This is a genomic window from Janthinobacterium sp. Ant5-2-1 (genome assembly GCF_001445815.1).
Classification (GTDB): domain Bacteria; phylum Pseudomonadota; class Gammaproteobacteria; order Burkholderiales; family Burkholderiaceae_D; genus Janthinobacterium; species Janthinobacterium lividum_E.
In genome coordinates this window covers 1-25,168 of sequence record NZ_LNCE01000010.1, presented here as the reverse complement: position 1 = coordinate 25,168, position 25,168 = coordinate 1, and the positions used below count along the sequence as shown (strand labels likewise).

Here is a 25,168-nt window from a genome sequence, read left to right as displayed (position 1 = left end):
GGCGAACTCCGTGCAAGTCAATAGTAAGAGCCTCTCCCAGTAGATGAATACATCCCCTACTGGGATAGGCTCCAAGTCACCAGCATAGCCAGCACCGGCGCGCGCCACACTCCGGCGCTTGCTTTTGAATTCAAAAAAGGCTGGCGGCAGGCATCGTGCTCGGTGCTAAAATCGGCCATCGCGCCTCCAGCCGGCGGCGCGCCCTGCCCGCGCCCCGGAGAAACCGCATTGGACGATCACAATACACAAGAAAATACGCCCATTTTCCAGCGCATCAAGGATTTTCTGCTGGCCGGCATCGCCGCCGGACGCTGGAAGGAAGGCGATGTGATTCCATCCGAGCAAGCACTGGTGAAACAATTCGGCGTCTCGCGCATGACGGTCAACCGCGCCGTGCGCGAACTGACCAGCGAACAGGTGCTGACGCGTCGCCAGGGTTCCGGCACCTATGTGGCGCAGCAAAAATACCAGGCGACCTTGTTGGAAATCAAGAGTATCGCCGATGAAGTGCGGGCACGCGGACATATCCACCGCAGCAGCTTGCAATTGCTTGAACGCACCAAGGCATCCGACTTGCTGGCCAAGCAATTCGGCCTGCCGCCCGAGCACCCGCTGTTCCACTCGCTGATCGTGCATTTTGAAAACGGCGTGCCGATCCAGGTGGAAGACCGCTGGGTCAATCCCGAGTGCGCGCCCGACTACATGACGCAGGATTTTTCCAGCATCACGCCGAACGAATACCTGATGGCCGCCGCGCCCCTGCAAGGCGCCACCTACAGCATCGAGGCGCTGTCGGCGCCGCGCGACATCGCCGAAATGCTGGCCATCGACACGAAACAGGCGTGCCTGGTGCTGCGCCGCCAGACGCGCTCGGGCGGCAAGATCGCCTCGATCGCCACCATGTGGCATCCCGGGCACCGCTATCAGTTCGCGGGAAGTTTTACTTGAGGTCAGGCATCGCGATTCGTTAGCACGATTTCGCGCCAACTTTCTCACGAATTCTCACCAAATCGCGAAAAAAACAGCCATTCCGGGACAAAAAAAATCCCGTTTTGGCCGTTTCAGAACTTAACTACTGCGAGCAAATATTCGATGCTATAGTTGCCGCCAGAAAGCGCCGCAGGCGTTTATTTGAGCGCGCATCATGCACTGTCAGCCCAGTTCCATCATGCCCCAGAAAGGGATGCATTTGTCGTATTGCAGCCACACGAGTTTCAGCGCATCACGCCCTCGGCGCCCTGCGCTGCACCGGCTCGCTCATACGATGCTGGCGGCAGGCATGGCGCTTTCGTTGCCGGTGCAGGCGGCGGTACACAGCATGGCGCCAACACTGCTGTGGCCGTACGCTGCCGCCAGCGCCACCGCCCTGGCGGGACTGGCTTGCTGGCAAGCCTGGCGGCTGCGGCAACGGTTGCGCCGCCTGCTCCTGCCCGCGCACGCCCTGGCCGAACAGGATGCCGGGCAAGCCTTGCGCGGCGCGGCCTTGGCTGGCTGGACCTGGCGGCGCCAGTCCGGACGGCTGCAGTTCGCGCCCCAATACCAGGACGTGCTGGGCGACAAGAGCGCCAAACTCGAGCATGTCCTGGGCGACTGGCTGGCGGAAGTGCACCGCGACGACCGCGCGCGCCTGAGCCTGGCATTTCACCAGCATCTGGATGGCCAGGCGCCCGGCACCTTCAATTGCGAATTCCGTTTGCGCCACAGCGACGGCCACTGGCGCTGGCTGCTGGCGCGCGGCGCCGTGCTGACACGCGCCTCGGATGGCGCCGCCACGCAGGCCAGCGGCATCATCTGCGATATCAGCGAACGCAAGCAGGATGAGCAATCGCGCATGCGCTCGATGCTGGAAGCGGCGCCGGAAGCCATGCTGGTGGCCGACGTCGAGGGCAAGGTGCATTACGCCAACCAGATCGGCGCGCGCTGCTTCGGCTATCCGCTGGCCGAATTGACGGGCATGTCGCTGGAGCAATTGGTGCCGGAAAGCACGGCTGGCCAATCCGCAGGCGACCCGCAAGGACGGCACAGCCTGCCGGGCCGGGTGATGATGGCGTGCCGCCGCGACGGCACGCACTTCCCCGCCAAGGTCAGCCTGTCGCCGCTGCGCATGGCCGGCCAGGTGTTTTCCATCGTCTCGCTGCGCGACATGACGCAGCGGCAACGCGCCGAGGAAGCGCTGCACGCCAGTTCGGAGCGCTACCGCCTGATCGTGCAGACGGCCGCCGAAGGCATCTGGATGACGGATGCGGACGGCAAGACCACCTTCGTCAATCCGAAGATGGCGCACATGCTCGGCTACACGGTGCAGGAAATGCTGGGCCGCCCCCTGCTCGACTTCATGGACCGCGACAGCCAGCTGCTGATGCAGCGCCGCCTGGCCAGCCACGGCAGCTTCGCCAGCCAGCCGGACCAGGTCGATTTCCGCTTCTTCCGCAAGGACCAGTCCAGCCTGTGGGGCTTGCTGTCGAGCACCAGCATCCAGTCGGACAATGGCGAGCCGGGCGGCACGCTGGCGATGATCACCGACATCACGGAGCGTCGCCAGGCGTCGATCGCGCTGTCGAACTCGAGCCAGCGCATGGCGTCCGTGTTCGGCGCCGTGACGAACGGCCTGGTGGTGCAGGACAGCCACGGCCACATCCTGGAAAGCAATGCCGCCGCCGAGCGCATGCTGGCGGCCAGTCCGGCCAGTCAGTCCAACCGCAGCCTGTGGCAAGCCATCCACGAGGACGGTTCCCCTTTCGACCAGCGCAGCCACCCCGTGCACATCACCCTGTCCACGGGTGTCGCCATGCGCGACGTGCTGATGGGCGTGCAGCAGCCCGACGGCAGCCTGTCGTGGCTGTCCGTCAACACGGAAGCCATCCGCGATGAATACGGCAAGGTGGGCATGGTGGTGGCCAGCCTGACGGACATCACGTATCACAAGCGCAGCGAGAGCGCCTTGCGCGAACTCAATGAACATCTGGAAGAACGCGTGGCGCAGCGCACGGAGCAGCTGGACCAGGCCAAGCAGGTGGCGGAAGAGGCGAGCCTGGCAAAGGGCCAATTCCTAGCCAACATGAGCCATGAAATCCGCACGCCGATGAACGGCGTGATCGGCATGGCGTACCTGGCGCTCAAGACGGATCTGGAACCGCGCCAGCGCGATTACCTGGAAAAAATCCGCTTTGCCGGAGAGCACTTGCTGGGCATCATCGACGATATTCTCGACATCTCGAAAATCGAGGCGGGCAAGCTGGAAATCGAGCGCGTCAACTTCAGTTTCGACCACGTGGTGCAAACCCTGATGACGGTGGTGGCGCCGCGCGCCGCCGGCAAGAACCTGGAATTGCTGTTTGAAATCGACCCGCAATTGCCGGCCGTGCTCGTGGGCGACCCGCTGCGCCTGGGGCAGGTGCTGATCAACTACGCCAATAACGCCATCAAGTTCAGCGAACAGGGCAGCATTACCGTGAAAGTGCGCAAGGTGGTGGCGGATGCCAAGCACTGTCTGGTGCGCTTTGAAGTGTGCGACCACGGCATCGGCCTGTCGCAGGATGAAATGAGCAAGCTTTTCCAGTCTTTCCAGCAGGCGGACACGTCCACCACGCGCGAATATGGCGGCACGGGCCTGGGCCTGGCCATCTGCAAGCAGCTGGCACAGCTGATGGGCGGCGACGTGGGCGTCGACAGCCAGCCCGGCGCCGGCAGCACTTTCTGGTTCACGGCCAACCTGGGCATTTCCGACCAGGCCGCACCCGCCATGCTCGACAGCATGGTGCAAACGGCGGCGGCCATGCGCGCCAGCGCCGACGCGGCCCTGGTGATGCGCACGCTCAAGCATGCGCGCATCCTCCTGGTGGAAGACAATACGTTCAACCAGCAAGTGGCGCTGGAATTGCTGGAGGAAGCGGGCGCCTCCGTCTGCCTGGCCAACAATGGCGAGGAAGCGCTCGACCTGCTGCGCCAGACCCAGTTCGACTGCGTGCTGATGGATGTGCAGATGCCGCTGATGGATGGCTTGCAAGCAACGCGCCACATCCGCGCCGACCCGCAACTGGCGCACTTGCGCGTGCTGGCCATGACAGCCACGGCCACCAGCGAAGACCGCGTGCGCTGCCTGGATGCGGGCATGGACGATTTCATTTCCAAGCCCATCCAGCCGGCCATGATGTACCAGACCATCGCCAGCTGGCTGCCGGCGCGCGAGACGCCGCCGCCACCGGCGCGCAGCCGCGCCGCGCCCGCCTTCAAGACCACCCTGGCGGGCGATCCGCAAGTGATCGACCTGTCCATCCTGGCAAAGTTGCTGGGCTACAACCCGGAGAAAGTGCGCAAGTTCGCCTTCAAGTTCCTGCAGACCACACAGGATGGCTTCGGCGACATCGATGCGGCCCTGGCGCGCGGCGACGTGCACCAGGTGCGCGAACTGGGGCACCGCATCAAGTCGTCGGCGCGCACCGTGGGCGCCCTGGGACTGGCCGAGCTGTGCCACAACCTGGAAACCCTGGCGCCGGGCGAACCGGCCGACGAGGCGGAGCGGGCACGGCACATCGTCGCGCGCCTGTGGCCCCTGCTGGAACAGATTACCGAACAAATCATGAATAACACCAGCTTTGCCAATGACGATTAGCTACCGCCAAATTATGCTATGGCAAGGTATCGGCATCGACAGCGATGCATATCAACAGAAAGACTGAACGATGAATACTGTATCCAACCAAACAAGCCAGGAACACAATGAAGCAGGCCTGGCGCCGTTGCGCGTGCTGCTGCTGGACGACGACGTTTTCATGCTCGACGTGCTCAGCGACATGCTCGAGCAAATGGGCCCGTTCGACATCCGCTGCGAGTCGCACAGCGAACAGGCGCTGTCGACCCTGAAGCAGCACCAGCCGGACCTGCTGATCTGCGACCTGTCCATGCCCGACATCGACGGCATCGAATTCTTGCGCATGGCGGCTGAAAACGGCTTCCGCGGCGGCGTGGTCCTGCTGTCGGGCCTGCATTCGGCCGTGCGCCTGGCGGCCGAGCGCCTGGCCATGGCCAACGGCCTGCATATATTGGGCACCTTCCGCAAGCCGATGGAAAGCGCGGAATTGCAGCTGATGGTGAACTTGCAATTGCAGCACACGGCGCGTCAGGCCAGCGCGCAAGCCTGATCTCAGGACCAGGCAGGAGGGGAGGGTACGGCGCCGCAGGCCAGCAGGCATGCGGCTTTGGCGCCCTGCCGGCACCTGCGGCGACGATATGCCTCAAGTTTTTCTGCAATAATCGCCACGCTTTGAAAAAATGGGTTATTATTTCAGCCATCCCCGCCTGCATACCTCTGGTCGCACCTTCCAAGAACATTGAATTCGTGCCCATTGTCCCCATCTTCTCATTGCATTCCAGGAAGCATGGATGGCGAACCAGCGTATGGTTAATTCCAGGCATTATTGATCCCACCCTCATTTGAGGAAAATATGAGCGAAAATATCAAACACATTAGCGATGCATCTTTTGAAGCAGACGTCCTGAAATCCGAGTTGCCAGTACTGGTCGACTTCTGGGCGGAATGGTGCGGTCCCTGCAAGGCCATCGCCCCGATCCTCGAAGAAGTGGCCAAGGAATACGCCGGCCGCATCCAGATCGCCAAGATGGACGTGGACGCCAACCAGGCAGTGCCTGCCAAGTTCGGCATCCGCGGCATCCCGACCCTGATCCTGTTCAAGGATGGCGTTGCAGCTGCTCAAAAAGTAGGCGCCATGGCCAAGGGCCAGTTGACCGCTTTCGTCGACAGCAACATTTAATGTATGATGGGCAGCGCTGCGCCCGCAGCGCCGCCTGACTGGATAGACCGGGAAGCGGCTTTGCCCTCATTCGTGCACAGCCTTCCCCAATAATTAATCAACGCCACGCAGTCCCCTCCCCTACCTTTACATCCCGTCTCGGGACACTCAACACATATGCATTTATCCGAACTAAAGGCCCTACACGTATCCGCCCTGCTTGAGATGGCGATCGGTCTTGACATTGACAACGCGGCCCGCTTGCGCAAACAGGAGCTGATGTTCGCTATCCTGAAGAAACGCGCCAAGTCCGGCGAACAGATTTTTGGCGATGGCGCCCTGGAAGTGCTGCCTGACGGCTTCGGCTTCCTGCGCTCGCCCGACGCCAGCTACATGGCGTCCACCGACGACATTTACATCTCCCCTTCGCAAATCCGCCGCTTCAATCTGCACACCGGCGATTCGATCGAAGGCGAGGTACGGACCCCGAAAGATGGCGAACGCTATTTCGCATTGGTCAAAGTCGACAAGGTCAACGGCGAATCGCCGGAAGCCTCGAAGCACCGCATCCTGTTTGAAAACCTGACGCCGCTGCACCCGAACGAGCCGCTGCGCCTGGAACGTGAAATGAATGGCCAGGAAAACATCACCGGCCGCATCATCGACCTGATCGCCCCGATCGGCAAAGGCCAGCGCGGCTTGCTGGTGGCATCGCCGAAATCCGGCAAGTCCGTGATCCTGCAGCACATCGCCCATGCGATCACGGCCAATCACCCGGATATCACGCTGATCGTGCTGCTGATCGACGAACGTCCGGAAGAAGTGACCGAGATGCAACGCTCCGTGCGCGGCGAAGTCGTCGCCTCGACCTTCGACGAGCCGGCCACGCGTCACGTGCAAGTGGCCGAGATGGTGCTGGAAAAAGCCAAGCGCCTGGTCGAAATGAAAAAAGACGTGGTCATCCTGCTCGACTCGATCACCCGTCTGGCCCGCGCCTACAACACCGTCATCCCTGCCTCGGGCAAGGTCCTGACCGGTGGTGTCGACGCGAACGCGCTGCAACGTCCAAAACGCTTCTTCGGCGCCGCGCGCAATATCGAAGAAGGCGGCTCGCTGACCATCATCGCCACGGCGCTGATCGAAACGGGTTCGCGCATGGATGACGTGATCTTTGAAGAATTCAAGGGTACCGGCAACATGGAAGTGCATCTGGAACGCCGCCTGGCCGAAAAACGCGTCTACCCGGCAATCAACCTGAACAAATCGGGTACCCGCCGCGAAGAACTGCTGATCAAGCCGAACGAACTGCAAAAAATCTGGATCCTGCGCAAGTTGCTGTACTCGATGGACGAGATCGAGGCGATGGAGTTCATTCTCGACAAGATGAAAGCCACGAAGAATAACGCCGAGTTCTTCGACATGATGCGCCGCGGCGGTTAAATTCGCCTGTCGTGTATCGTAGGTCGGATTAGGCCCGCAGGGCCGTAATCCGACAACATTGTTGGCGCAGGCGGTGGTGTTGTCGGATTACGCGCTTGCGCGCTAATCCGACCTACGTTGCGCCACGCCGGCCACACGCGATCATGCAAAGCCGCTTTGAGCGGCTTTTTTATTGCCGCCAGCCCGAAAGCGCTATATAATCTGCGGTTGCATTATTTTAACCCTGGCAAGTGATCGGCAATCGGGTCAAGAAGCAAGACGACCGACGAAGTGCTGTTTGGCTACCAAACTAGAGAGAAGACCATGAAAGTCGATACCCATCCAGAATACCGCGAAGTTGTTTTCCACGATCTGTCGTGCGATTTCAAATTCGTCACCCGCTCGACCATCCAAACCCGCGAAAAAATCACCCATGACGGTAAAGAATACCCACTGGTGAAGATCGAGGTTTCGGCTGAATCGCACCCATTCTTCACGGGCAAGCACAAAATCGTCGATACCGCTGGTCGCGTCGAAAAGTTCCGTCAGAAGTTCGGTTCGGTTGGTTCGAAAACCGCAGTCGCAGCAGGCTAATTTTTGCCGCATTGCGGCAAAAAAGGGCAGCTTCGGCTCCCAGAAAAAAGGCAGCCACGGCTGCCTTTTTTGTCTTTGGCCGCTTTACTTTATACTCGCGCATACCCGACGCCATTCGTCGCGTCTTGCCACTATTCTGATACCGATTATCGATGAAGCCAGTCCGCCTTCCCGCCGCCGCCACACTCGCGCTGCCACGATGGGCCTTGTTTGCGCTAGGCCTGCTGTACATCCTGCCTGGCCTGATCGGCCGCGAACCGTGGAAGAACGATGACGCCGCCAGTTTCGGCATCATGTGGACCATGGCGCATGGCGGCCTGAACGACTGGCTGTGGCCGAATATCGCCGGCCTGTCGCTGCCCGACGAGGGCCCGCTGGCCTTCTGGCTGGGCGCCATCTTCATCAAGCTGTTCGGCTGGATCGACGGCGACGTCTTCGGCGCGCGCATGTCGACCATCGGTATCTTCGTCGTCAGCACACTGTCCGTCTGGTATACCGCCTTCAACCTGGGCCGCCGCAACGACGCCCAGCCGCTGCGCCTGGCCTTCGGCGGCCAGCCCGAGCCGGACGACTTCGGCCGCACCCTGGCCGATGCCGCCGTGCTCATCTACCTGGGCTGCCTGGGCCTGCTGCAGCACAGCCACGACATCACGGCCGAAGCGCTGTACGTGTCCCTGATGGCCTATCTGCTGTACCGCGCCGTGCGCTACGTGGAAGGCCCGTCCGTGCGCAATGCAGCGTTGCTGGGCCTGGCGCTGGGCGGTTTGACCCTCGCGCGCGGCTGGATCACGCCGGCGGCGCTGAGCATCGCCTTGCTGCTGTGCACCGTCTTCCTGCGCCTGCCGCTGCTGCGCAGCGTGCGCCACCTGGCGCTGGCGATCCTGATCGGCATCGCGCTGACCCTCGTCTGGCTGCTGCCGGGCGAATGGCTGCGTCCGTACGGCCACTCGCCGCTGCAGGCATGGATGGAGTGGAATTGCCGCCAGTTCAGCGCGCCGAGCCTGAAAAGCCTGCAATACTTCTTGCGTGTCGGCATCTGGTTCTTCTGGCCTGCCTGGCCTTTCGCCGCCTGGGCCGTGTATGCCTGGCGCCGCCAACACCACGTGCTGCACATCGTCGTGCCGCTGACCTTTGTCGCCATGCTGGCCATCCTGGGCCTGTGCCATCCCGATCCCGACCCGAGCCAGCTGCTGCCCCTGCTGCCGCCGCTGGCCGTGATGGCCGCGTTCGGCTTGCTGACCATGAAACGGGGCGCCATCAACGCCATCGACTGGTTCTCCGTGATGGTGCTGACCATCTGCGCCCTCGCGCTGTGGCTGTTCTGGTTCGCCATCCTGACGGGCTGGCCGCCGAAACTGTCGCATAACGCCCTGAAACTCATGCCCGGCTTCAAGCCCGAGCTGGACTTGCTGGCTTTCTTCGTGGCAGCCTGCGCCAGCGCAGGCTGGGTGGCGCTGGTGCACTGGCGCATCTCGCGCCAGCCGGCCGTGCTGTGGCGCGCCGTGGTGCTGTCGTCCGGCGGCCTGATCCTGATCTGGGTGCTGATCATGACCTTGTTCCTGCCGCCGCTGAACTACAGCAAGAGCTACGCCAGCGTGGCGCACCAGATTTCCGTCCATCTGCCGCCAGGCAGCAAGTGCATCAACAGCAACGTCGGCGCCGCCCAGCGCGCCTCGTTCGTCTATTTCGGCCACCTGCCGTTTGCCAGCGTGGGGCAGCAGCAATGTGATGTGTTCTTGTTACAAGACAGCATCAAGGTTCCCGACAGCAAGGAACAACTGCCCGAGCATCACGGCGCGGACTGGATCAAACTGTGGGAAGGACGCCGCCCCACGGATGACGTGGAGCGTTTCCGCCTGTACCAGCGCGTCAAGTAAGTACAAAAAAACCGGGCCAGCCCCGGTTTTTTTATGTCCGCCAGACAATTGCCGCCCGCAGGAAAAGTGTTGCCTTAAAATATAGTTAATTACCTAAATTGAACTAACATTGTTTTTTATATTATAATAGCGGACTGCGCGATGGCGGTGTCTTGCTTTCCCGCCCTATTCGTCCCCCAATTTACTATGAGATTGTCCATGAAATTATTTGCTACCCGCACCTTGCCGCTCATCAGCGCCGCCCTGTTCGCCTTCTCCTTCAGCGCTTCGGCCCAGGCCACCGTGGTTGACCTCGGCGTCGCCAATGGCTACTCGGCCTTCATCTTCGGCAACATCGGCAGCAGCGGCGCCAGCGGCTTTACCAGCGTCGGCGGCAGCATCGCCGCCGGCGGCAATATCTACCTGGACAACTACAACGTCGGCACGAACAAAAAACCAGGCAACGCCGTCAATTCGGTCGTTGCTGGCGGTAACCTGAACACGGGCTGGGGCACGCTCGGCGGTTCGGCCGTGTACGGCGTCAGCAATCCTAACGCCACCCTGACGGCGCCACAATGGTTCCCAACGAACAACATCAGCAAAGGCAACGCTTCCACCCTGGACTTCGCGGGCGCCAAGCAGCAACTGACGACCCTGTCGGGCGACGTGGCCAAGCTGCAATCGAACGGTACCGTCATCTCGCAGTACGGCAACATGACCCTGGTGGGCAATGTCAACGCCGACGTGAATATTTTCAACATCGATGCGTCGAACCTGCATAACCTGACCCTGGACCTGTCCTCGCTGAAAAGCACGGCCAGCATCATCATCAACGGCACGGCCAGCAACATCACCATGAGCGGCGGCTTCGACAATTTCGCCAGCTTCGCCAACCGCACGCTGTTCAACTTCGCCAACGCCACCACCACCAACCTGCAGAACGTCGGCATCAACGGCAGCATCCTGGCGCCGAACAGCGCGTTCTCGGGTTCGGGCGACATGAACGGTACCCTGATCGCCAATTCGGTCAGCTCGATCAATTATGGCCACGTCGCGATGAACGGCGCCGGCTTCAACACGGTCAACGTGTCGGCCGTGCCGGAACCAGGCACCTATGCCATGCTGCTGGCAGGCCTGGGCTTGCTGGCCTTCATGCGCCGCCGCACGCCAGCGCGCGCACCGCAAGCCGCGATGGCCTGAGCTTGACGCTGAATCCATAAAAAAACACCGGGCCGCGCGAGCGTCCCGGTGTTTTTTTATGGGCTGGCGAAAACCTTACTCCGTGCTCAAGCCCAAATCCGTGGCTACCTGCTTGCGCAAGACATATTTCTGGATCTTGCCCGTCACCGTCATGGGGAATTCCTCGACGAAACGCACGTAGCGGGGAATCTTGTAGTAGGCGATCTGCCCGTCGCAAAAGGCGCGGATATCGTCGCTGGTAGCCTGCGTGCCGGGACGCAAGATGATGCAGGCGCACAGCTCTTCGCCATACTTGGCGTCCGGCACGCCCACGCATTGCACGTCGAGCACGCTCGGGTGGCGGTACAGGAATTCCTCCACTTCGCGCGGGTAGATGTTTTCGCCGCCGCGTATCACCATGTCCTTCGAGCGGCCGACGATGCTGCAAAAGCCGTTGTCATCGATCACGGCCAGGTCGCCCGTGTGCATCCAGCGCGCCGCGTCGATGGCTTCGCTGGTTTTTTCAGGGTCGCCCCAGTAGCCCTGCATCACGGAATAGCCGCGCGTGAGCAACTCTCCCTTCTCGCCGCGCGGCACGATGCGCCCTTCCGCATCGATGATTTTCACTTCCAGGTGCGGATGGACCCGGCCGATGGACGACACGCGCATTTCGCGCGGGTCCTCGATCGATGTCTGGAAGCTGACGGGCGACGTTTCCGTCATGCCATAGGCAATCGTGATTTCCGCCATGTGCATCAGCTCGATGACCCGCGTCATGACTTCCATCGGGCATGGCGAACCGGCCATGATGCCGGTGCGCAACTGGGACAGATCGTATTGCTTGAAGTCAGGATGGTCGAGGATGGCGATGAACATGGTCGGCACGCCATGCAGCCCCGTGCAGCGCTCGGCCTGCACGGTTTCCAGCACGGCTTTCGGATCAAACCCTTCGCCGGGAAACACCATCGCCGCGCCATGCGTGACGCAAGCCAGATTGCCCAGCACCATGCCGAAGCAGTGGTACAGGGGCACGGGAATGCACAAGCGGTCCCGTTCGGTGAGGCGCATGGCTTCTCCGATGAAAAAGCCGTTGTTCAGGATATTGTGGTGCGTCAAGGTGGCGCCTTTCGGCGCGCCCGTGGTGCCGGACGTGAACTGAATGTTGACGGCGTCGTCAAACTGCAAGCCAGCGCTCACTTCTTCCAGGTGCGCCAGGTCGGCATCCATGATGCCGTCCATCAAGGCATCGAAGTTGTGCATGCCCGGCGTGGCGGCCGTGCCCAGGCGGATGACGTGGCGCAATTGCGGCAGGCGCGGCGATTGCAGGGCGCCGGCGCGCGAGCGGGCGATGTCCGGCACCACGTCCTGCACGATGGCCAGGTAGTCGCTGGACTTGAAGCTGGGCGACAGGATCAGCGCGCTGCATTGCACCTTGTCGAGCACGTATTCGAGTTCCGAGCGCCGGTATGCCGGATTGATGTTGACCATGATCAAGCCAGCTTTCGCCGTGGCGAACTGCGTCAGCACCCATTCGGCGCAATTCTGCGACCAGATGCCGACCCGGTCGCCCGGCTGCAAGCCCAGTTTCAGCAGGCCGGCGGCCAGGCGGTGCACGCGCTGCTGGAATTCAAGGTACGTCCAGCGCACGTTCTGGTGCGCCACGATCAGGGCGTCGTGCTGGCCGTAGCGGGCGGCAATGCCGTCCAGGTAGGCGCCGATGGTGTCGCCGATCAACGGCGTCTCGTGGGCGCCGTGTACATAACTCATTGCTTGCATGCTGTCTCCGGGGTGGGTGGCGCGGCGCGCTCTTGTTATCGTCTTCGATGCAGAAAATTATAGCCGCAACCGCCCCCGCCCTGCGTCAGCTTGCTGTAATGTGCAGGCCAGCACATCCGACACTCACGGCATCATGACAGGCAACACCCAGCACACGCCCGAACAGGGCTTCATCCTGACCCGCCACTGGCGCGACACGAGCGCCGGCACGGAAGTCGATTTTTGGCTGGCAACGGATGCCGGGCCCCGCCACGTGCGCCTGCCCGTGCAGACGGCCGTCGCCTTTATTCCCATGGAGCAGCAAGAACAGGCACAACAGCTGCTGCGCGGCGAACGCCATGCGGAACTGCGTCCCCTGTCGCTGTGCGATTTCCACCACCGCCCCGTGCTGGGCCTGTACTGCAAGCAATACCGGCATTTGCTGAAGCTGGAAAAGCAGCTGCGCGCGCACGGCGTCGACGTGTACGAAGCCGACATCCGCCCGCCCGAGCGCTACCTGATGGAGCGTTTCATCACGGCGCCGGTAACGTTCAGCGGAGAAACGGAAGTGCAGCTGAAACCTGCGCCCGGCTACCGCCCCACATTGAAACTGGTGTCGCTCGATATCGAGACGACGGCCCATGGCGAGCTGTATTCGCTGGCCCTGGAAGGTTGCGGCCAGCGCCAGGTCTACATGTTGGGGCCGCCAAACGGCGGCGATGACGCATTGGACTTCGACCTCGAATACTGCGACAGCCGCGCACAGATACTCGAACGCCTGAACACGTGGATGGAGCGCCACGATCCCGACGCCATCATCGGCTGGAACCTGGTGCAGTTCGACTTGCGCGTGCTGCGCCAGCACGCCGAGCGCTACCAGGTACCGTTGAAACTGGGACGCGGCGGCGCCGTCATGGAATGGCGCGAGCATGGCGGCAAGCAGGAACATTATTTCGCGGCCGCGGCGGGACGCCTGATCATCGACGGCATCGAAGCATTGAAGTCCGCGACATGGAATTTTTCCTCGTTCAGCCTGGAAAACGTGGCGCAAACGCTCTTGGGCGAAGGCAAGTCCATCGACAATCCCTACCAGCGCATGGCCGAGATCGACCGGCGTTTCCGCGAAGACAAGCCGGCGCTGGCCCGCTACAACCTCAAGGATTGCGAGCTGGTCACACGCATCTTCGCCAAGACCGAGTTGCTGACCTTCTTGCTGGAACGGGCCAGCGTGACGGGCCTGGCGGCCGACCGCAGCGGCGGCTCCGTGGCCGCCTTCGAGCATTTATATTTGCCGCTGATGCACCGGCAAGGTTACGTGGCGCCCAACCTGGGCGACGTCTCCGGCGAAAACAGTCCCGGCGGCTTCGTCATGGATTCCCAGTCGGGCCTGTACGACTCCGTGCTCGTGCTCGACTACAAAAGCCTGTATCCATCCATCATCCGCACCTTCCTCATCGACCCCGTAGGCCTGGTGGTGGGTACCAGTGGCGACGAAGCCGATACCGTGCCCGGCTACCGGGGTGCGCAGTTTTCAAGGGCCAAACATTGCCTGCCGGCCATCGTGAAGCAGGTATGGCAAGGGCGCGAGACGGCCAAGCGCGAGCGCAACGCGCCGCTGTCGCAAGCCTTGAAAATCATCATGAACGCGTTCTATGGCGTATTGGGATCGAGCGGCTGCCGCTTCTTCGATCCGCGCCTGGCCTCGTCGATCACCTTGCGCGGCCACGACATCATGCACCGCACCCGCGAGCTGATCACCGAGCAGGGTTATCAGGTGATCTATGGCGACACGGATTCCACCTTCGTGTGGCTGAAAACGGCGCATAGCGACGAAGCGGCAGGCAAGATCGGCCGCGCCCTGGTGGCGCACGTGAATGCCTGGTGGGATGCCCACTTGCGCGACGAGTTTGGCCTCGAGAACGCGCTGGAGCTGGAATTCGAGACGCATTACCGGCGTTTCCTGATGCCCACCATCCGCGGCTCGGAAGAAGGCAGCAAGAAGCGCTACGCGGGCCTGGTCGGCAAACCCGACGGCAGCGAGGACATGGTCTACAAGGGCCTGGAAACCGTGCGCAGCGACTGGACGCCGCTGGCGCAGCAATTCCAGCAGGATTTGTACCGGCGCATCTTTCAGCGCGCCGCCTACCAGGACTATGTGCGCGACTACGTGGCGCGCACGGTGCGCGGCGAATTCGATGCCTTGTTGGTCTACCGCAAGCGATTGCGCCGCCCGCTCGACGATTACCAGCGCAACGTGCCGCCCCACGTGCGCGCGGCGCGCACGGCCGACGCCTACAACAAGTCGCAGGGCCGGCCGCTGCAATACCAGAACGGCGGCTGGATCAGCTATGTCATCACGGTGGCGGGGCCGGAACCGCTGGAAACGCAGCGCTCGCCCATCGACTACCACCACTACCTGACGCGCCAGCTGCAGCCGGTGGCCGACGCCATCCTGCCCTTCTTGGGCGACGATTTTTCACGGCTTGTGTCGGGCCAGCAGGATTTGTTCTAGATCAATTCTGCTTACCTGCGCGGCCAAGCTGAGGTAATATCGGCGCCTTCCGGGCTTATCTGACCCTGTCCGCGGGCGCTGTGCGCCGTGGCAGCGTAAAATACGCCATGGCGAAAGAATAAGAGCTGCATGCAGAAGAAGATGCCATTCCAGACGAGAATCGTTCGCAACAGGATTTTCCTCGCTGAAATGGCGCATAATTTACAACTATGTTGAACCAGCGGGCAGTCGCATCAGCCATCTGCCCTGCTAATTTTAGAATGAATTGACACCATGACCGAGATCACGTCCTTAAGAGACATCCCGCAAAAAAATATCTTCCGCAAGGGCGACACCTTTGTGCTGTTCGGCGAGCTGTTCGGCCGCGGCTATGTAAATGGCTTGCTGGACGAGGCGCGCAAGGCGGGCATGAATATCGTCGGCATGACGGTCGGCCGCCGCGATGAAAACATGGCGCTGCGCCCGCTGAACGCGGAAGAGCTGGCCGAAGCGGAAGCCAACCTGGGCGGGCGCATCATCAATGTGCCGCTGATGGCCGGTTTCGACCTCGACGCGCCAGCCGGCGAACCGACGCCGACGGCCCTGCTGGCCGACATGACCCTGAAGAGCTGGCAGGAAGACAAGCTGGACTGGGCGCAGATCGAACGCTGCCGCGAAGCCGGCATCGCCCGTTTCAGCGCTTCCGTGGCCAAAGCCATGGCCGAGCTGGACAGCCTGATTCCTGACGGCAGCAATGTGTATTTCGCCCACACCATGGCTGGCGGTATTCCCAAGGTCAAAGTCTTCCTGGCGATCGCCAACCGCATCTACAAAGGCCGCGGCGAGCGCTTCATGTCCTCGCGCGCCCTGCTCGACAGCGACCTGGGCAAGCTGATCCTGATGAACTTCGACGAAGTCACGGCCAACACCTTGCAGCACTTGATCGACGGCAGCGCCGCCATCCGCGCCCGCATCGAGCAAACGGGCGGCCAGGTGCGCTACAGCGCCTACGGCTACCACGGTACCGAAATCCTGATCGACGGCAAGTACCAGTGGCAAACCTACAGCAACTACACCCAGGGCCTGGCGAAGATGCGCCTGGAAAACGTGGCCAAGGCCGCGTGGGACAAAGGCATCAAGGCCACCGTCTTCAACTGCCCGGAAATCCGCACGAACTCGTCCGACATTTTCGTCGGCGTGGAGCTGTCCCTGTTCCCGCTGCTCGACGCGCTGAAAAAAGAAGGCGGCGCGGCCTGGGCCGAAGAGCAGTGGAAAACCTGCCAGGGCTTGCTGGAAGACGGCGTTGCGCTGCAAGACTTGCTCGACCGTATCGCCGCCTACAATGGCGACGCCACCAGCGTGCAGTTCCGCAACTTCGCCGCCTGGCCGATGGACAACACCCCGGAGCTGGCCGAAGTCATGATCGGCACCTCGGACGACATCACCAAGCTGCACAAGGACCGCAAGGAACTGATCACCGACCACCTGAGCTCGCTGGTTCTGGAAGGCACGGGCCCGTTGATGTTCCACACCATGTCGGAACCGCCGGCACCGGTTGTCTGGCTCAACCACGACATCATCGCGCGTCAGCTGAACTCGGCTCACAACTGAGCTTGATCTAGCAGCACCACCGACGGCCCGGCTCATCCCCGGGCCGTCGGCGTTTTCGGCGCCCCGTTATGCCCGTACGATGGACACGCCACCGTCGGCCAGCAGCGCCGTACCGGTGGTAAAGCTCGATGCATCGGAGGCCAGGTACAGCGCCGAGCGGGCGATCTCGTCCGGCGTGGCCAGGCGTTTCAATGCATGCAGTCCCGCCACGAAGGCCAGCGCTTCGGACGTACTGGCCACTTGCCGCCCCAACGGCGTATCGGTACCGCCTGGCAACAAGGCATTCACGCGGATGCCTGCCGCGCCATACTCGGCCGCCAGGGCCTTCGTCAAGCCGATCACGCCCGCCTTGCTGGCCGCATACGCTGCCATGCCGGGCATGCCCAAGGTATGGCCGACAAACGTGGACGTGAAAATCAGCGAGCCGCCGCCGCGCGCCGCCATGGCAGGCAACTGATACTTGGCCGCCAGGAAGGCACTGGTGAGGTTGGTATCGACCGTCGCCCGCCAGTCTTCCAGGGCAACTTCCTGCGTGGGCCCCATGGGCCCCAGGGTGCCCGCATTATTAAAAGCGATATCGAGGCCGCCAAAGCGTTGCAGCGCCAGCGCCACGGCCTCTTGCGCGCACGCGGCGTCGCCCACATCGCCCACGCAAGCCACGGCTTGCGCGCCGCCGTCCGCCAGCTGCGCCACGAGCGCATCGAGCACGGCCCGCCGCCGCGCCACCAGCACCAGCCGCGCGCCATGGCGGGCAAACAGCCGCGCCGCCGCATGCCCGATGCCCGAGCTGGCGCCCGTGATGATGGCGACCTTGTTTTCCAGTTGCTTCATGGGATATCCCTCCAAGTGAATGAAGGGATACGATAGGACGGCAGGCCAGGCGCGGCACTCCGCTTCTTGCGCTGGAATCGGCGCGCTCAAAGAGTCTCCATACTTCTGCAAACGCACGCCAAGCATAAAACTTGCCAGATTGTGACAAATCAGTGATAATGCGTCTCGCGTTGCCGGGATGGCGGAATAGGTAGACGCACGGGACTCAAAATCCCGCGCTGGAAACAGCGTGCCGGTTCGATTCCGGCTCCCGGCACCACAGAACACATCAAAGAAGTACCGATAAAGCCATTAAGTCCAATAGAATCAAGGATTTAGTGGCTTTTTTTCTTGCCTGTTCAATCCAAACATTCCCGATTAAACCCGATAAAAACTGATAGGCGTTACGCCAAATTTACGCCATGATTACGCCAAATTGGAGAGATCACGGCATCATTTAGAAAACGTTCAGGCGGCTGGCGCGCAGAAGTGGCAGCGCTTGGCACCCGCGAATCAGAGACATTTAGTACTAAGGCAGAAGCCGTTGCAAGGGCGGCCGAACGGAAGCGCAACTGCGCCGCAGCGACGCAACTGGCATCGTAACAGGCAAAACCTGCCTACAAGCGTTTGAGCGGTATCGCGACGAGGTTTCCGTACACAAAAAGGGTGCGCATTGGGAAACTATCCGTTTATCAGCAATTGCGAAACACGTTGTTGCCGACAAGAAGCTTGGGGATTACATGGTCGCAGATATAACACCGGACATCCTGGGGCAATGGCGCGATATGCGTCTTAAAACGGTATTGGGGTCAACAGTCAATCGTGACCTCAACCTGATCTCGCACGTTTTCACAACAGCGCGCCGCGAGTGGAATTGGGCTTCGAAAAGCCCCACCGCCGAGGGACCGTCTAATCAGCCAAGATGAGATCGACCGCATTTGCCTACCACTTGCCTACGATGGCAAGATCACCAATGTATCTGGAGTCGTCGCAGCAACATTTTTGTTTGCGATGAAACGGGTATGCGGTCAGGGGAAATTCTCAGCCTCACGCCCGAACGCATCACTGGCTCGGTTGCGCATCTCCCTCGCACAAAACCGATAGCAAACGCGACGTCCCTCTTTCAATGCACGCGCTTGAAATCCCCAGTGAACTTCCAGTGCCTGCAGCCAGCTCCCACACTTCAATGTGACCGATGAAAGCAGAGACAGCCTTTTCCGAAAAGCAGTTACTCGCGCCGGCATCGAAGGCCTTATCTTTCACGACGCCAGGCATGAAGCCATCACAAGGCTGGCTAAGAAGCTGAATATTCTTGAACTGGCTAGGATGGTTGGGCACAAGGACATTCGACAGCTACAGGTCTACTACAATGAAACCGCAGCGGAGATAGCAAAAAAGCTCTAGCGACGCCATTGTGGTGATCGTGAGCGAAATAATTGCATTGAGGAACTTGCTTTAATGAGTATAATTTGATGCAATCACGAGCATCATCGGCTCGTTACCACATCAACTAAGAGACATCCATGGCTGACAAGAATGATTACGCAGCATGCTCCGCCCACTTTGTCGAAGCAAACACCGATGTAATACTCTATTCAGGGGCAATTGATCGTACTGGATATGATCAATTTTGCGACCTCCTGCTTGATCGGGTAGCTAACGACCGCAAACTGTTGCTTGTATTAAACACCTTTGGCGGCGATCCGAATGCTGGCTACCGAATAGCTCGAGCAGCAATCCATCATTTTGGCGCCAAGAATTTTCGTATTCTCATACCAGGTTATTGCAAGAGCGCAGGGACGTTGATATGCATAGGCGCAACAAGCCTTGCAATGGCTAACCGATCCGAACTCGGCCCCCTCGATGTGCAACTAAGAAAGCAAGACGAGCTTTTTCAACAGAGTTCGGGCCTTGATATCCTCCGCGGTGTGACCCATCTACGGGAAGAAGCCCTCACAACATTTCGATCATATTTGTTAAATATCAATGGTGGCAGTGGCTTAAGCACTAAAGTTGCGTTAGAGATCTCCAGCACGCTCGTCATCGGCCTCTACCAGCCGCTGTTCGAGCAAGTAGATCCCGTAAAGCTTGGCGAAATGAGTGCTGCGCTACAAATCGCGAAGCACTATGGTGAACGTCTGCATGAAAAATCGGACAGTTTAGTCACCGGTGCGCTTAGTAAATTAATTATGGAATATCCTACGCACGGATTCGTTATCGATAGGTCGGAAGCTCGCCAACTTTTCAAGCGAGTGGATCCACCAAGCGAATATGAAGAAGTATTGTGCAACTTCATGAAACAGTATTTTCCCGATCCAGGTTCCTCTGCTATAGTGGTTGACTACAACCAATATTTCGTCGTTCCTTCTACACCACCGAAAGCTGATCATGACCCCGCTCCCACTCCTGAAGCCACAGATGCCGCGCCCGCTGCCGAACCACTTCAACATCCCGAGCAACCACGCGATCAGCAACACGAGCATGATGGAGGACCTGCACAAGAGCATGTCGAAAAACAACATCCTGTCGGAGGTGAGCAAGGTGATGCGAAACCAGATGAAAGAGCTTAAGCGCTAATTTACGCTAACTCTCAGAAGAGGCCCGCATATGCGGGCCTCTTCCATTTCAACAGAATAGTTATCGGGCCAGGATTGTGATTCCTGTTGTCATGGGTTCGAGCCCCATCAGAGCGCTGCGCCAGCCATCGGCGACGATGCGCACCGAGTGCAAGCCCAGGAACAGCAGCAACCCGAGTATCAGCACCGTCATCGCCTTCTCCCCCCCGTCAATACCAGCTATCGAACATACGGGACACCATGGCCGGCGCCGTCCACGCAGATCAACGTTCCTCGCGATAATAATCACAGCCCTCGAACGTGGTGCGCAGCGCCTGCTGCAGCTGGGCGTAGCGCTCCGGCGTCAAATTGAAACGCACGTCGATCTGGCCGTCGTCATCCATCTGCATGGCCGCCTCGGCATCCATCTGCACGGACAAACGGTTCGGATGCAAAATCACGGCGTGCATGTGGCCATACCAGGCGAATTCCTGGCCACAGTATTCGATGTAGGGCTCGTCCATGCCCATGGCCACGTCCTGCTCGTCATATTCGCCGGCGCGCTGCAGCATCAGGTAGACGGGCTCGCCTTTGCCGGCTGGGGCGGCCAGGGTGGTGATCAGGGCGTCGTCTTCATTAATGACGGACAACTCGGTGGCGGTAAATCCTGCGGACATGGCGTGCTTTCAACAAATAAATGGATGACGCCACCATAGCGCAAAAGCGCTCCGGACAACATAGCGCGCGGCGAATAAAGCGTGCCGCCTATAATGGTCATTCCATCCATATTGCACAGGAGACCGTCTTGACCGCAGCATCGCCCTACACCATCCGCCTGGCCATTCCCTCCATCGCCACCTACCAGCACCTGCGCGTTACCGCCGGCATGAGCCCAAAAGGCGCGGCGGCGGCAACCAAGGGCTTGCCGAACTCGCTGTTTGCCGTGCAAATCCTGGATGGCGACGAGGTGGTGGGCATGGGCCGCGTCATCGGCGATGGCGGCTGCTTCTTCCAGGTCACCGATATCGCCGTGCTGCCGGCCCACCAGGGCAAGGGCCTGGGCAAGCGCATCATGGGCGAGATCATGCAATTCATCGAGACGGAGGTGCCTGAAAGCGCGTACGTCAGCCTGATCGCCGATGGCCAGGCGCAAGAGCTATATGCGCAATTCGGTTTCAAGCACACGGCGCCCGCCTCCGTCGGCATGGCGCTGACACGCTAGTGCCGGCCTGGCTGGCTTCCAGCATGGCGCTGGCGCTACTGTTGAGCGTTGCCGCCTGGCGCGCCGAGCCCGTGCTGCAGCGGCGCGGACACACGACGCGCTGGCTGTGGCTGGCGGCCATCGCCGCGTCCGTCCTCTTGCCGCTGGCATGGCTGCCCGGCGTGCTGGGGGCCATGCCGGCGGAACAGGCGCAGCTGAAGCTGGGCTGGTTTGTCTTGTCGATGGGCATGTTGTTGATATTGCTACTGCGCAGCGCCTGGCTGCTGTCGCACCAGCGCCGCTGGCAAAAGAGCACCTTGCTGGGCACGCCGGTATTTTTGAGCGGCGGCATCGGCCCCTGCGTGGCGGGGCTGCTGCGCCCCCGCATCGTGATGCCCGTCTGGCTGCAGCTGATTCCGCCCCAGCAACAAGCGCTGCTGCTGGCGCACGAGCGATGCCGGCTGGCCGCGCGCGATCCGCTGCTGCTGGCCGTGGCGCATGCCTTGATCGTGCTCATGCCCTGGAACCTGCCCCTGTGGTGGCAGTTGCACCGGCTGCGCTTTGCCATCGAGATCGATTGCGACGCGCGCATGCTGGCGCACGGCCACACGCTGCGCGACTATGCCATCGTCCTGCGCCGGCACGGCCAGTATTATTCGGGGCTGACGGGTGCCTCGCCCATCGTGCTGAGCGACCCGCTGGCACTGCGGCGCCGGCGGCAGATCATGGCCAGATTTACCCGGATCCGGGCGGCGAACTTGCTATAGTAGCGGCAACGCCGCGCGGCGCGCCCGCGAGCCCGGCTTCCCCCTTCGAAATCAGAGAGATACCATGCTTTACCTGCTTGCCATCGTGATCGTCATCGCCCTGCTGTACTACGTCTTCAGCGGCCGCACGCCCGTCAAACCGCTGCACAAGCCGCTCGTCTCGGTGCGCCAGTACGTGCCGGCGATTCCTCCCGGCGCACCCGCGCACCACTGGAGCGACGAGGGCCGCTTTGCGTCGGAAGTGGAAAACGAAGCGATGTACCAGCCCGCCATCGCCAAACTGGCCGGCGAACACGGTCCCGGCAATGCGGAAGAGAAATGCCTGGCCCTGCTCGTCTGCGACGACGCCAACCCGTTCCAGGACAAGGCCATCGCCGTCTTCATCGATGGCCTGCTGGTCGGCTACCTGTCGCACAACGACGCGCTGCGCCTGCGCCGCAACCTGGGCCGCATGGACCTGGTGGGCCAGCTGACCTCGTGCGACGCCGTCATCCGCGGCGGCGGACTGTGGAACGGCAAGCGCCTGTCGTATGCCGTGTGGCTCGATCTGCAGCCGTACAACTAAGCTATCGCGCGCGCCACCCTGACGGCGCGCGTGGCGATAAAGCTGGGCAGGTATTTTTCAATTTCAAAGCGCGGGTGGGGATGCATTTCCTCGTGGTAGCCTGCCAGCACGAAACCCGCCGCCAGCTGGCCGCCGATCTGGCTGTCCAGGCCGTGGCCGAAGATCAGCGCCTCGCCCCTGTCCATGCGCGCTGCCAGCGCATCGGCTGGCATATCCTCCACATCCGAATACGGCAGCACAAAACGGGGACGTATCAAGCCCTGCTTTGCCCATTGCGGATCGCGGTCGCCGATGAACACGGCCGGATTGAAGAAACTGCTCAGCAGCACGCCGCCGTCCGCCAGCACGCGTGCGCATTCGCGCCATACGGGAGCGATGTCGGGCACGTACTGGTTCGACACGGGGTGGACGATGAGGTCGAAACTGGCGTCGGCAAAACGGCTCAGGTCGCGCATGTCACCCTGCACGGTGGCCAGGTGCAAGCTGTCGCGTTCAGCCACCATGCGGTCTTTCGCCAGTTGCTGCCCAGATAAATCGAAGACGGTCACGTGTGCGCCGGCGGCGGCCAGCACGGGCGCCTGCTGCCCGCCGGCACTGGCCAGGCACAGGATACGCTTGCCTTGCACATCGCCCAGCCAGCCGGCCGGCAAGGGGCCGGGCGTCAAATGGATTTGCCACTGCCCGACGCGCGCCGCGGCGATGGTGGCGCAGTCGACAGGCTGCGACCATGGGCTGTTCTGTACAGCCTGGGCATCCCAGGCTTGCTGATTATGCCGCAAGAAGTTGTCACTTAAAGGCATCGTCATCCTTCAGAAAAAACAGGACGCGAATGTAGCATGACACCAGGCAAGGTGTCGCACCTTGCAAAAAAACCACACAATTCTTGATGGCAACTTCCTCGCCAGCATCGCCATTCCACGGGCACGACAAGTCCGCGACCCACCTGTCCCGCTCGGGAATCGCTTGCAAGACAGAGAAAATAATTACAATTAAGATATTTGTTTCCGTAAATCTGGTAAGGTAATTCGCATCGATCACCCGCAGTGGCGGCAGGCGTCCATGCCGGCGCCAACGCGCCACCCGTTTGCCTACGATGATACCTGCCAGCGTCCAGCACCTGTTCCACCTTCCCGCCGACCCGGCCCAGCTGCATCACGGCCAGCATGCGCCGGGTCTGGTGCTGCTGTCGCTCGTGATCGCCATTTTCACGTCGTGGATGGCTTTCCAGATGACGGCGTACAGCCGCGCCCAGGCGAGCATCAGCCGCCGCTTGCACTTGCTGTGCCTGCTGGCCGGCAGCCTGGCGCTGGGTTGCGGCGTGTGGGCCATGCATTTCATCGGCATGCTGGCCTTCGAGCTGAGCACCAGCGTCGATTACGACCCGGGCCTGACCTTGCTGTCCATCGTGCCCAGCGTGGCGGCCTCGTTCGTGGCCCTGGCCACCATCAGCCGGCGCGCCGTCACGGCGCCGCTGCTGCTGCGCAGCGGCTTGCTGGTGGGCCTGGGCATTGGCGCCATGCATTACACGGGCATGCAGGCCATGCGTGTAGGCCTGTCGCTGCGCTACGATCCGCTGCTGTTCGCGCTGTCGCTCGTCGTTGCCGTGGCGCTGGCCACCCTGGCCCTGTGGATACGTTTCGGCTTGCGCGGCTGGAGCAGCCGCGTGCCCTCGTCGCAGCGCACGCTGATCAGCGCCTGCGTCATGGGTTGCGCGATTACGGGGATGCATTACATGGGCATGCAGGCGGCCCGCTTCGTGGGGACGATTCCGCCCGGCAATGATGCCGATGCCAACCGGCCGATACTGGTGATCAGCGTGACCCTGCTGACCATCGCCCTGACCATCCTGGTTGCCTCGGCCGTGGGCCTCTTGCGCTACCGCGAGCTGTTTCGCCACCTGAACCAGAGCGAACACTGGATGCGCTCCCTGCTGACGAGCACGGTCGACGGCGTCATCACCATCGACCGGCACGGCAGCATCATCGACTTCAACGGCGCCGCCGAGCGCATCCTCGGCTGGAGGTCGGCGGAAATTGTCGGCCGCCATATCAGCGTGCTGGTCAGCGACGTGCGCCAGTCGGAACGACACGGCCTGCTGCACTACCTGCGCACGGGCGAAGGCGAGGTGTCCCACACCAGCGAGGAAATCGTCTACCTGCGCAAGGATGGCGCCCCCGTGGCCGTGCAACGTTCGATGGCCAGCGCGCGCCTGGCCGACCAGGATTTATATGTGCTGTTCATTACCGACATCAGCGAACGGCGCGCCATGCTGGCCGCCCTGCGCGAAAGCGAGCAACAGTTGCGCTCGCTGATCGGCAATATTCCCGGCATCGCCTTTCGCTGCACCACGGCGGAAAACCAGCCCATGCTGTTCATCAGCGATGGCGTGGAAGCCGTCACCGGCTATCCGGCCGCCGACTTTATCGGCGCCACGCCGCGCCGCAGCATCACGGGCCTGATCGCCAGCGAAGAGCGCGCCTACGTCGTCGACGTCTTCAACCGCAGCGTGGCCAGCGGCGAGCCCTACCTGCTGGAATACCGGCTGCTGCATGCCGACGGCACGGCGCGCTGGCTGTGGGAGCGCGGCACCGTCGTGCACGATGCGGCAGGGGCCG

The 25,168-nt window shown here is 61.4% G+C and carries 19 protein-coding genes, 1 tRNA gene and 3 pseudogenes; 18 read left to right on the top strand and 5 right to left on the bottom strand.

Translation table 11 applies throughout. The features are described from left to right. Positions 1 to 228: 228 nt before the first annotated feature. The 9 genes and pseudogenes from hutC to ASN89_RS29825 all read left to right on the top strand — a co-directional run. On the top strand, positions 229 to 948 hold the full coding sequence (gene hutC, locus ASN89_RS02835; RefSeq protein WP_046684347.1) for a histidine utilization repressor: 720 nt from the start codon (positions 229 to 231) through the stop codon (positions 946 to 948). Between the two features lie 331 nt (positions 949 to 1,279). After that, positions 1,280 to 4,612: a PAS domain S-box protein gene (locus ASN89_RS02830; protein WP_058048351.1), complete on the top strand. Its 3,333-nt coding sequence runs from the start codon at positions 1,280 to 1,282 to the stop codon at positions 4,610 to 4,612. A gap of 70 nt (positions 4,613 to 4,682) precedes the next feature. Beyond that, positions 4,683 to 5,141 (top strand): response regulator, encoded by a 459-nt coding sequence (locus ASN89_RS02825; protein ID WP_046684349.1) that lies wholly within the window; start codon positions 4,683 to 4,685, stop codon positions 5,139 to 5,141. A gap of 303 nt (positions 5,142 to 5,444) precedes the next feature. Beyond that, positions 5,445 to 5,771, top strand: coding sequence for a thioredoxin TrxA (gene trxA, locus ASN89_RS02820; protein WP_034780502.1), 327 nt, complete (start codon positions 5,445 to 5,447; stop codon positions 5,769 to 5,771). A gap of 156 nt (positions 5,772 to 5,927) precedes the next feature. Then, a complete protein-coding gene (rho, locus tag ASN89_RS02815) occupies positions 5,928 to 7,190 on the top strand; it encodes a transcription termination factor Rho (RefSeq protein ID WP_010401543.1) in 1,263 nt (420 codons plus the stop codon). A 303-nt stretch (positions 7,191 to 7,493) separates the two neighbouring features. After that, entirely contained in the window at positions 7,494 to 7,763 is a 270-nt protein-coding gene (locus tag ASN89_RS02810) for a type B 50S ribosomal protein L31 (protein WP_034746247.1), read from the top strand. A 152-nt stretch (positions 7,764 to 7,915) separates the two neighbouring features. Further along, on the top strand, positions 7,916 to 9,640 hold the full coding sequence (locus tag ASN89_RS02805; protein ID WP_058048196.1) for an ArnT family glycosyltransferase: 1,725 nt from the start codon (positions 7,916 to 7,918) through the stop codon (positions 9,638 to 9,640). A 141-nt stretch (positions 9,641 to 9,781) separates the two neighbouring features. Beyond that, positions 9,782 to 10,648: pseudogene (locus tag ASN89_RS02800) on the top strand (choice-of-anchor A family protein); the annotation flags it as partial. 51 nt (positions 10,649 to 10,699) lie between these two features. After that, positions 10,700 to 10,819: pseudogene (locus tag ASN89_RS29825) on the top strand (PEP-CTERM sorting domain-containing protein); the annotation flags it as partial. Between the two features lie 75 nt (positions 10,820 to 10,894). Here the strand turns inward: ASN89_RS29825 and ASN89_RS02795 are convergent. Beyond that, positions 10,895 to 12,574, bottom strand: a complete 1,680-nt coding sequence (locus tag ASN89_RS02795; RefSeq protein ID WP_058048195.1) for an AMP-binding protein — start codon at positions 12,572 to 12,574, stop codon at positions 10,895 to 10,897. Between the two features lie 133 nt (positions 12,575 to 12,707). Between ASN89_RS02795 and ASN89_RS02790 the strand changes: the two genes are divergently transcribed. Together ASN89_RS02790 and ASN89_RS02785 are read left to right on the top strand one after the other, a co-directional pair. Then, positions 12,708 to 15,065, top strand: coding sequence for a DNA polymerase II (locus ASN89_RS02790; RefSeq protein WP_058048194.1), 2,358 nt, complete (start codon positions 12,708 to 12,710; stop codon positions 15,063 to 15,065). Between the two features lie 273 nt (positions 15,066 to 15,338). Next, positions 15,339 to 16,655 (top strand): enoyl ACP reductase FabMG family protein, encoded by a 1,317-nt coding sequence (locus ASN89_RS02785; protein WP_046684354.1) that lies wholly within the window; start codon positions 15,339 to 15,341, stop codon positions 16,653 to 16,655. A 66-nt stretch (positions 16,656 to 16,721) separates the two neighbouring features. On the opposite strand, the gene ASN89_RS02780 is transcribed toward ASN89_RS02785, so the two are convergent. Next, on the bottom strand, positions 16,722 to 17,486 hold the full coding sequence (locus ASN89_RS02780) for an SDR family oxidoreductase (RefSeq protein ID WP_058048193.1): 765 nt from the start codon (positions 17,484 to 17,486) through the stop codon (positions 16,722 to 16,724). A gap of 172 nt (positions 17,487 to 17,658) precedes the next feature. On the opposite strand from ASN89_RS02780, the gene ASN89_RS02775 reads away from it, so the two are divergent. The 3 genes from ASN89_RS02775 to ASN89_RS28515 all read left to right on the top strand — a co-directional run bounded on the left by ASN89_RS02775 (position 17,659) and on the right by ASN89_RS28515 (position 20,035). Continuing rightward, a tRNA-Leu gene (locus ASN89_RS02775) sits at positions 17,659 to 17,745 on the top strand. A 908-nt stretch (positions 17,746 to 18,653) separates the two neighbouring features. After that, positions 18,654 to 18,869, top strand: a complete 216-nt coding sequence (locus tag ASN89_RS29820; protein ID WP_058048192.1) for a tyrosine-type recombinase/integrase — start codon at positions 18,654 to 18,656, stop codon at positions 18,867 to 18,869. Positions 18,870 to 18,988: 119 nt separating this feature from the next. Next, a complete protein-coding gene (locus ASN89_RS28515; protein WP_152988423.1) occupies positions 18,989 to 20,035 on the top strand; it encodes an SDH family Clp fold serine proteinase in 1,047 nt (348 codons plus the stop codon). 112 nt (positions 20,036 to 20,147) lie between these two features. Here the strand turns inward: ASN89_RS28515 and ASN89_RS29650 are convergent. Both ASN89_RS29650 and ASN89_RS02760 read right to left on the bottom strand, forming a co-directional pair. Next, a pseudogene (locus ASN89_RS29650) lies at positions 20,148 to 20,234 on the bottom strand (protein NrnU); the annotation flags it as partial. Between the two features lie 70 nt (positions 20,235 to 20,304). Beyond that, a complete protein-coding gene (locus tag ASN89_RS02760; protein ID WP_058048190.1) occupies positions 20,305 to 20,697 on the bottom strand; it encodes an Imm10 family immunity protein in 393 nt (130 codons plus the stop codon). A 128-nt stretch (positions 20,698 to 20,825) separates the two neighbouring features. Here ASN89_RS02760 and ASN89_RS29250 point away from each other — a divergent pair, with 128 nt between their 5' ends. The 3 genes from ASN89_RS29250 to ASN89_RS02745 all read left to right on the top strand — a co-directional run bounded on the left by ASN89_RS29250 (position 20,826) and on the right by ASN89_RS02745 (position 22,553). Next, complete coding sequence (locus tag ASN89_RS29250) at positions 20,826 to 21,242, top strand: GNAT family N-acetyltransferase (RefSeq protein ID WP_046684356.1); 417 nt, start codon at positions 20,826 to 20,828, stop codon at positions 21,240 to 21,242. 23 nt (positions 21,243 to 21,265) lie between these two features. Continuing rightward, a complete protein-coding gene (locus ASN89_RS02750) occupies positions 21,266 to 21,988 on the top strand; it encodes a M56 family metallopeptidase (protein WP_152988422.1) in 723 nt (240 codons plus the stop codon). Between the two features lie 64 nt (positions 21,989 to 22,052). After that, a complete protein-coding gene (locus tag ASN89_RS02745; RefSeq protein WP_058048188.1) occupies positions 22,053 to 22,553 on the top strand; it encodes a hypothetical protein in 501 nt (166 codons plus the stop codon). Here the strand turns inward: ASN89_RS02745 and ASN89_RS02740 are convergent. Further along, entirely contained in the window at positions 22,550 to 23,359 is an 810-nt protein-coding gene (locus ASN89_RS02740; RefSeq protein ID WP_414842498.1) for a class I SAM-dependent methyltransferase, read from the bottom strand. The genes ASN89_RS02745 and ASN89_RS02740 overlap by 4 nt on opposite strands. 287 nt (positions 23,360 to 23,646) lie before the next feature. On the opposite strand from ASN89_RS02740, the gene ASN89_RS02735 reads away from it, so the two are divergent. Then, positions 23,647 to 25,168 (top strand): MHYT domain-containing protein (locus ASN89_RS02735; protein ID WP_152988429.1); only part of this gene is annotated, 1,522 nt, incomplete at its 3' end.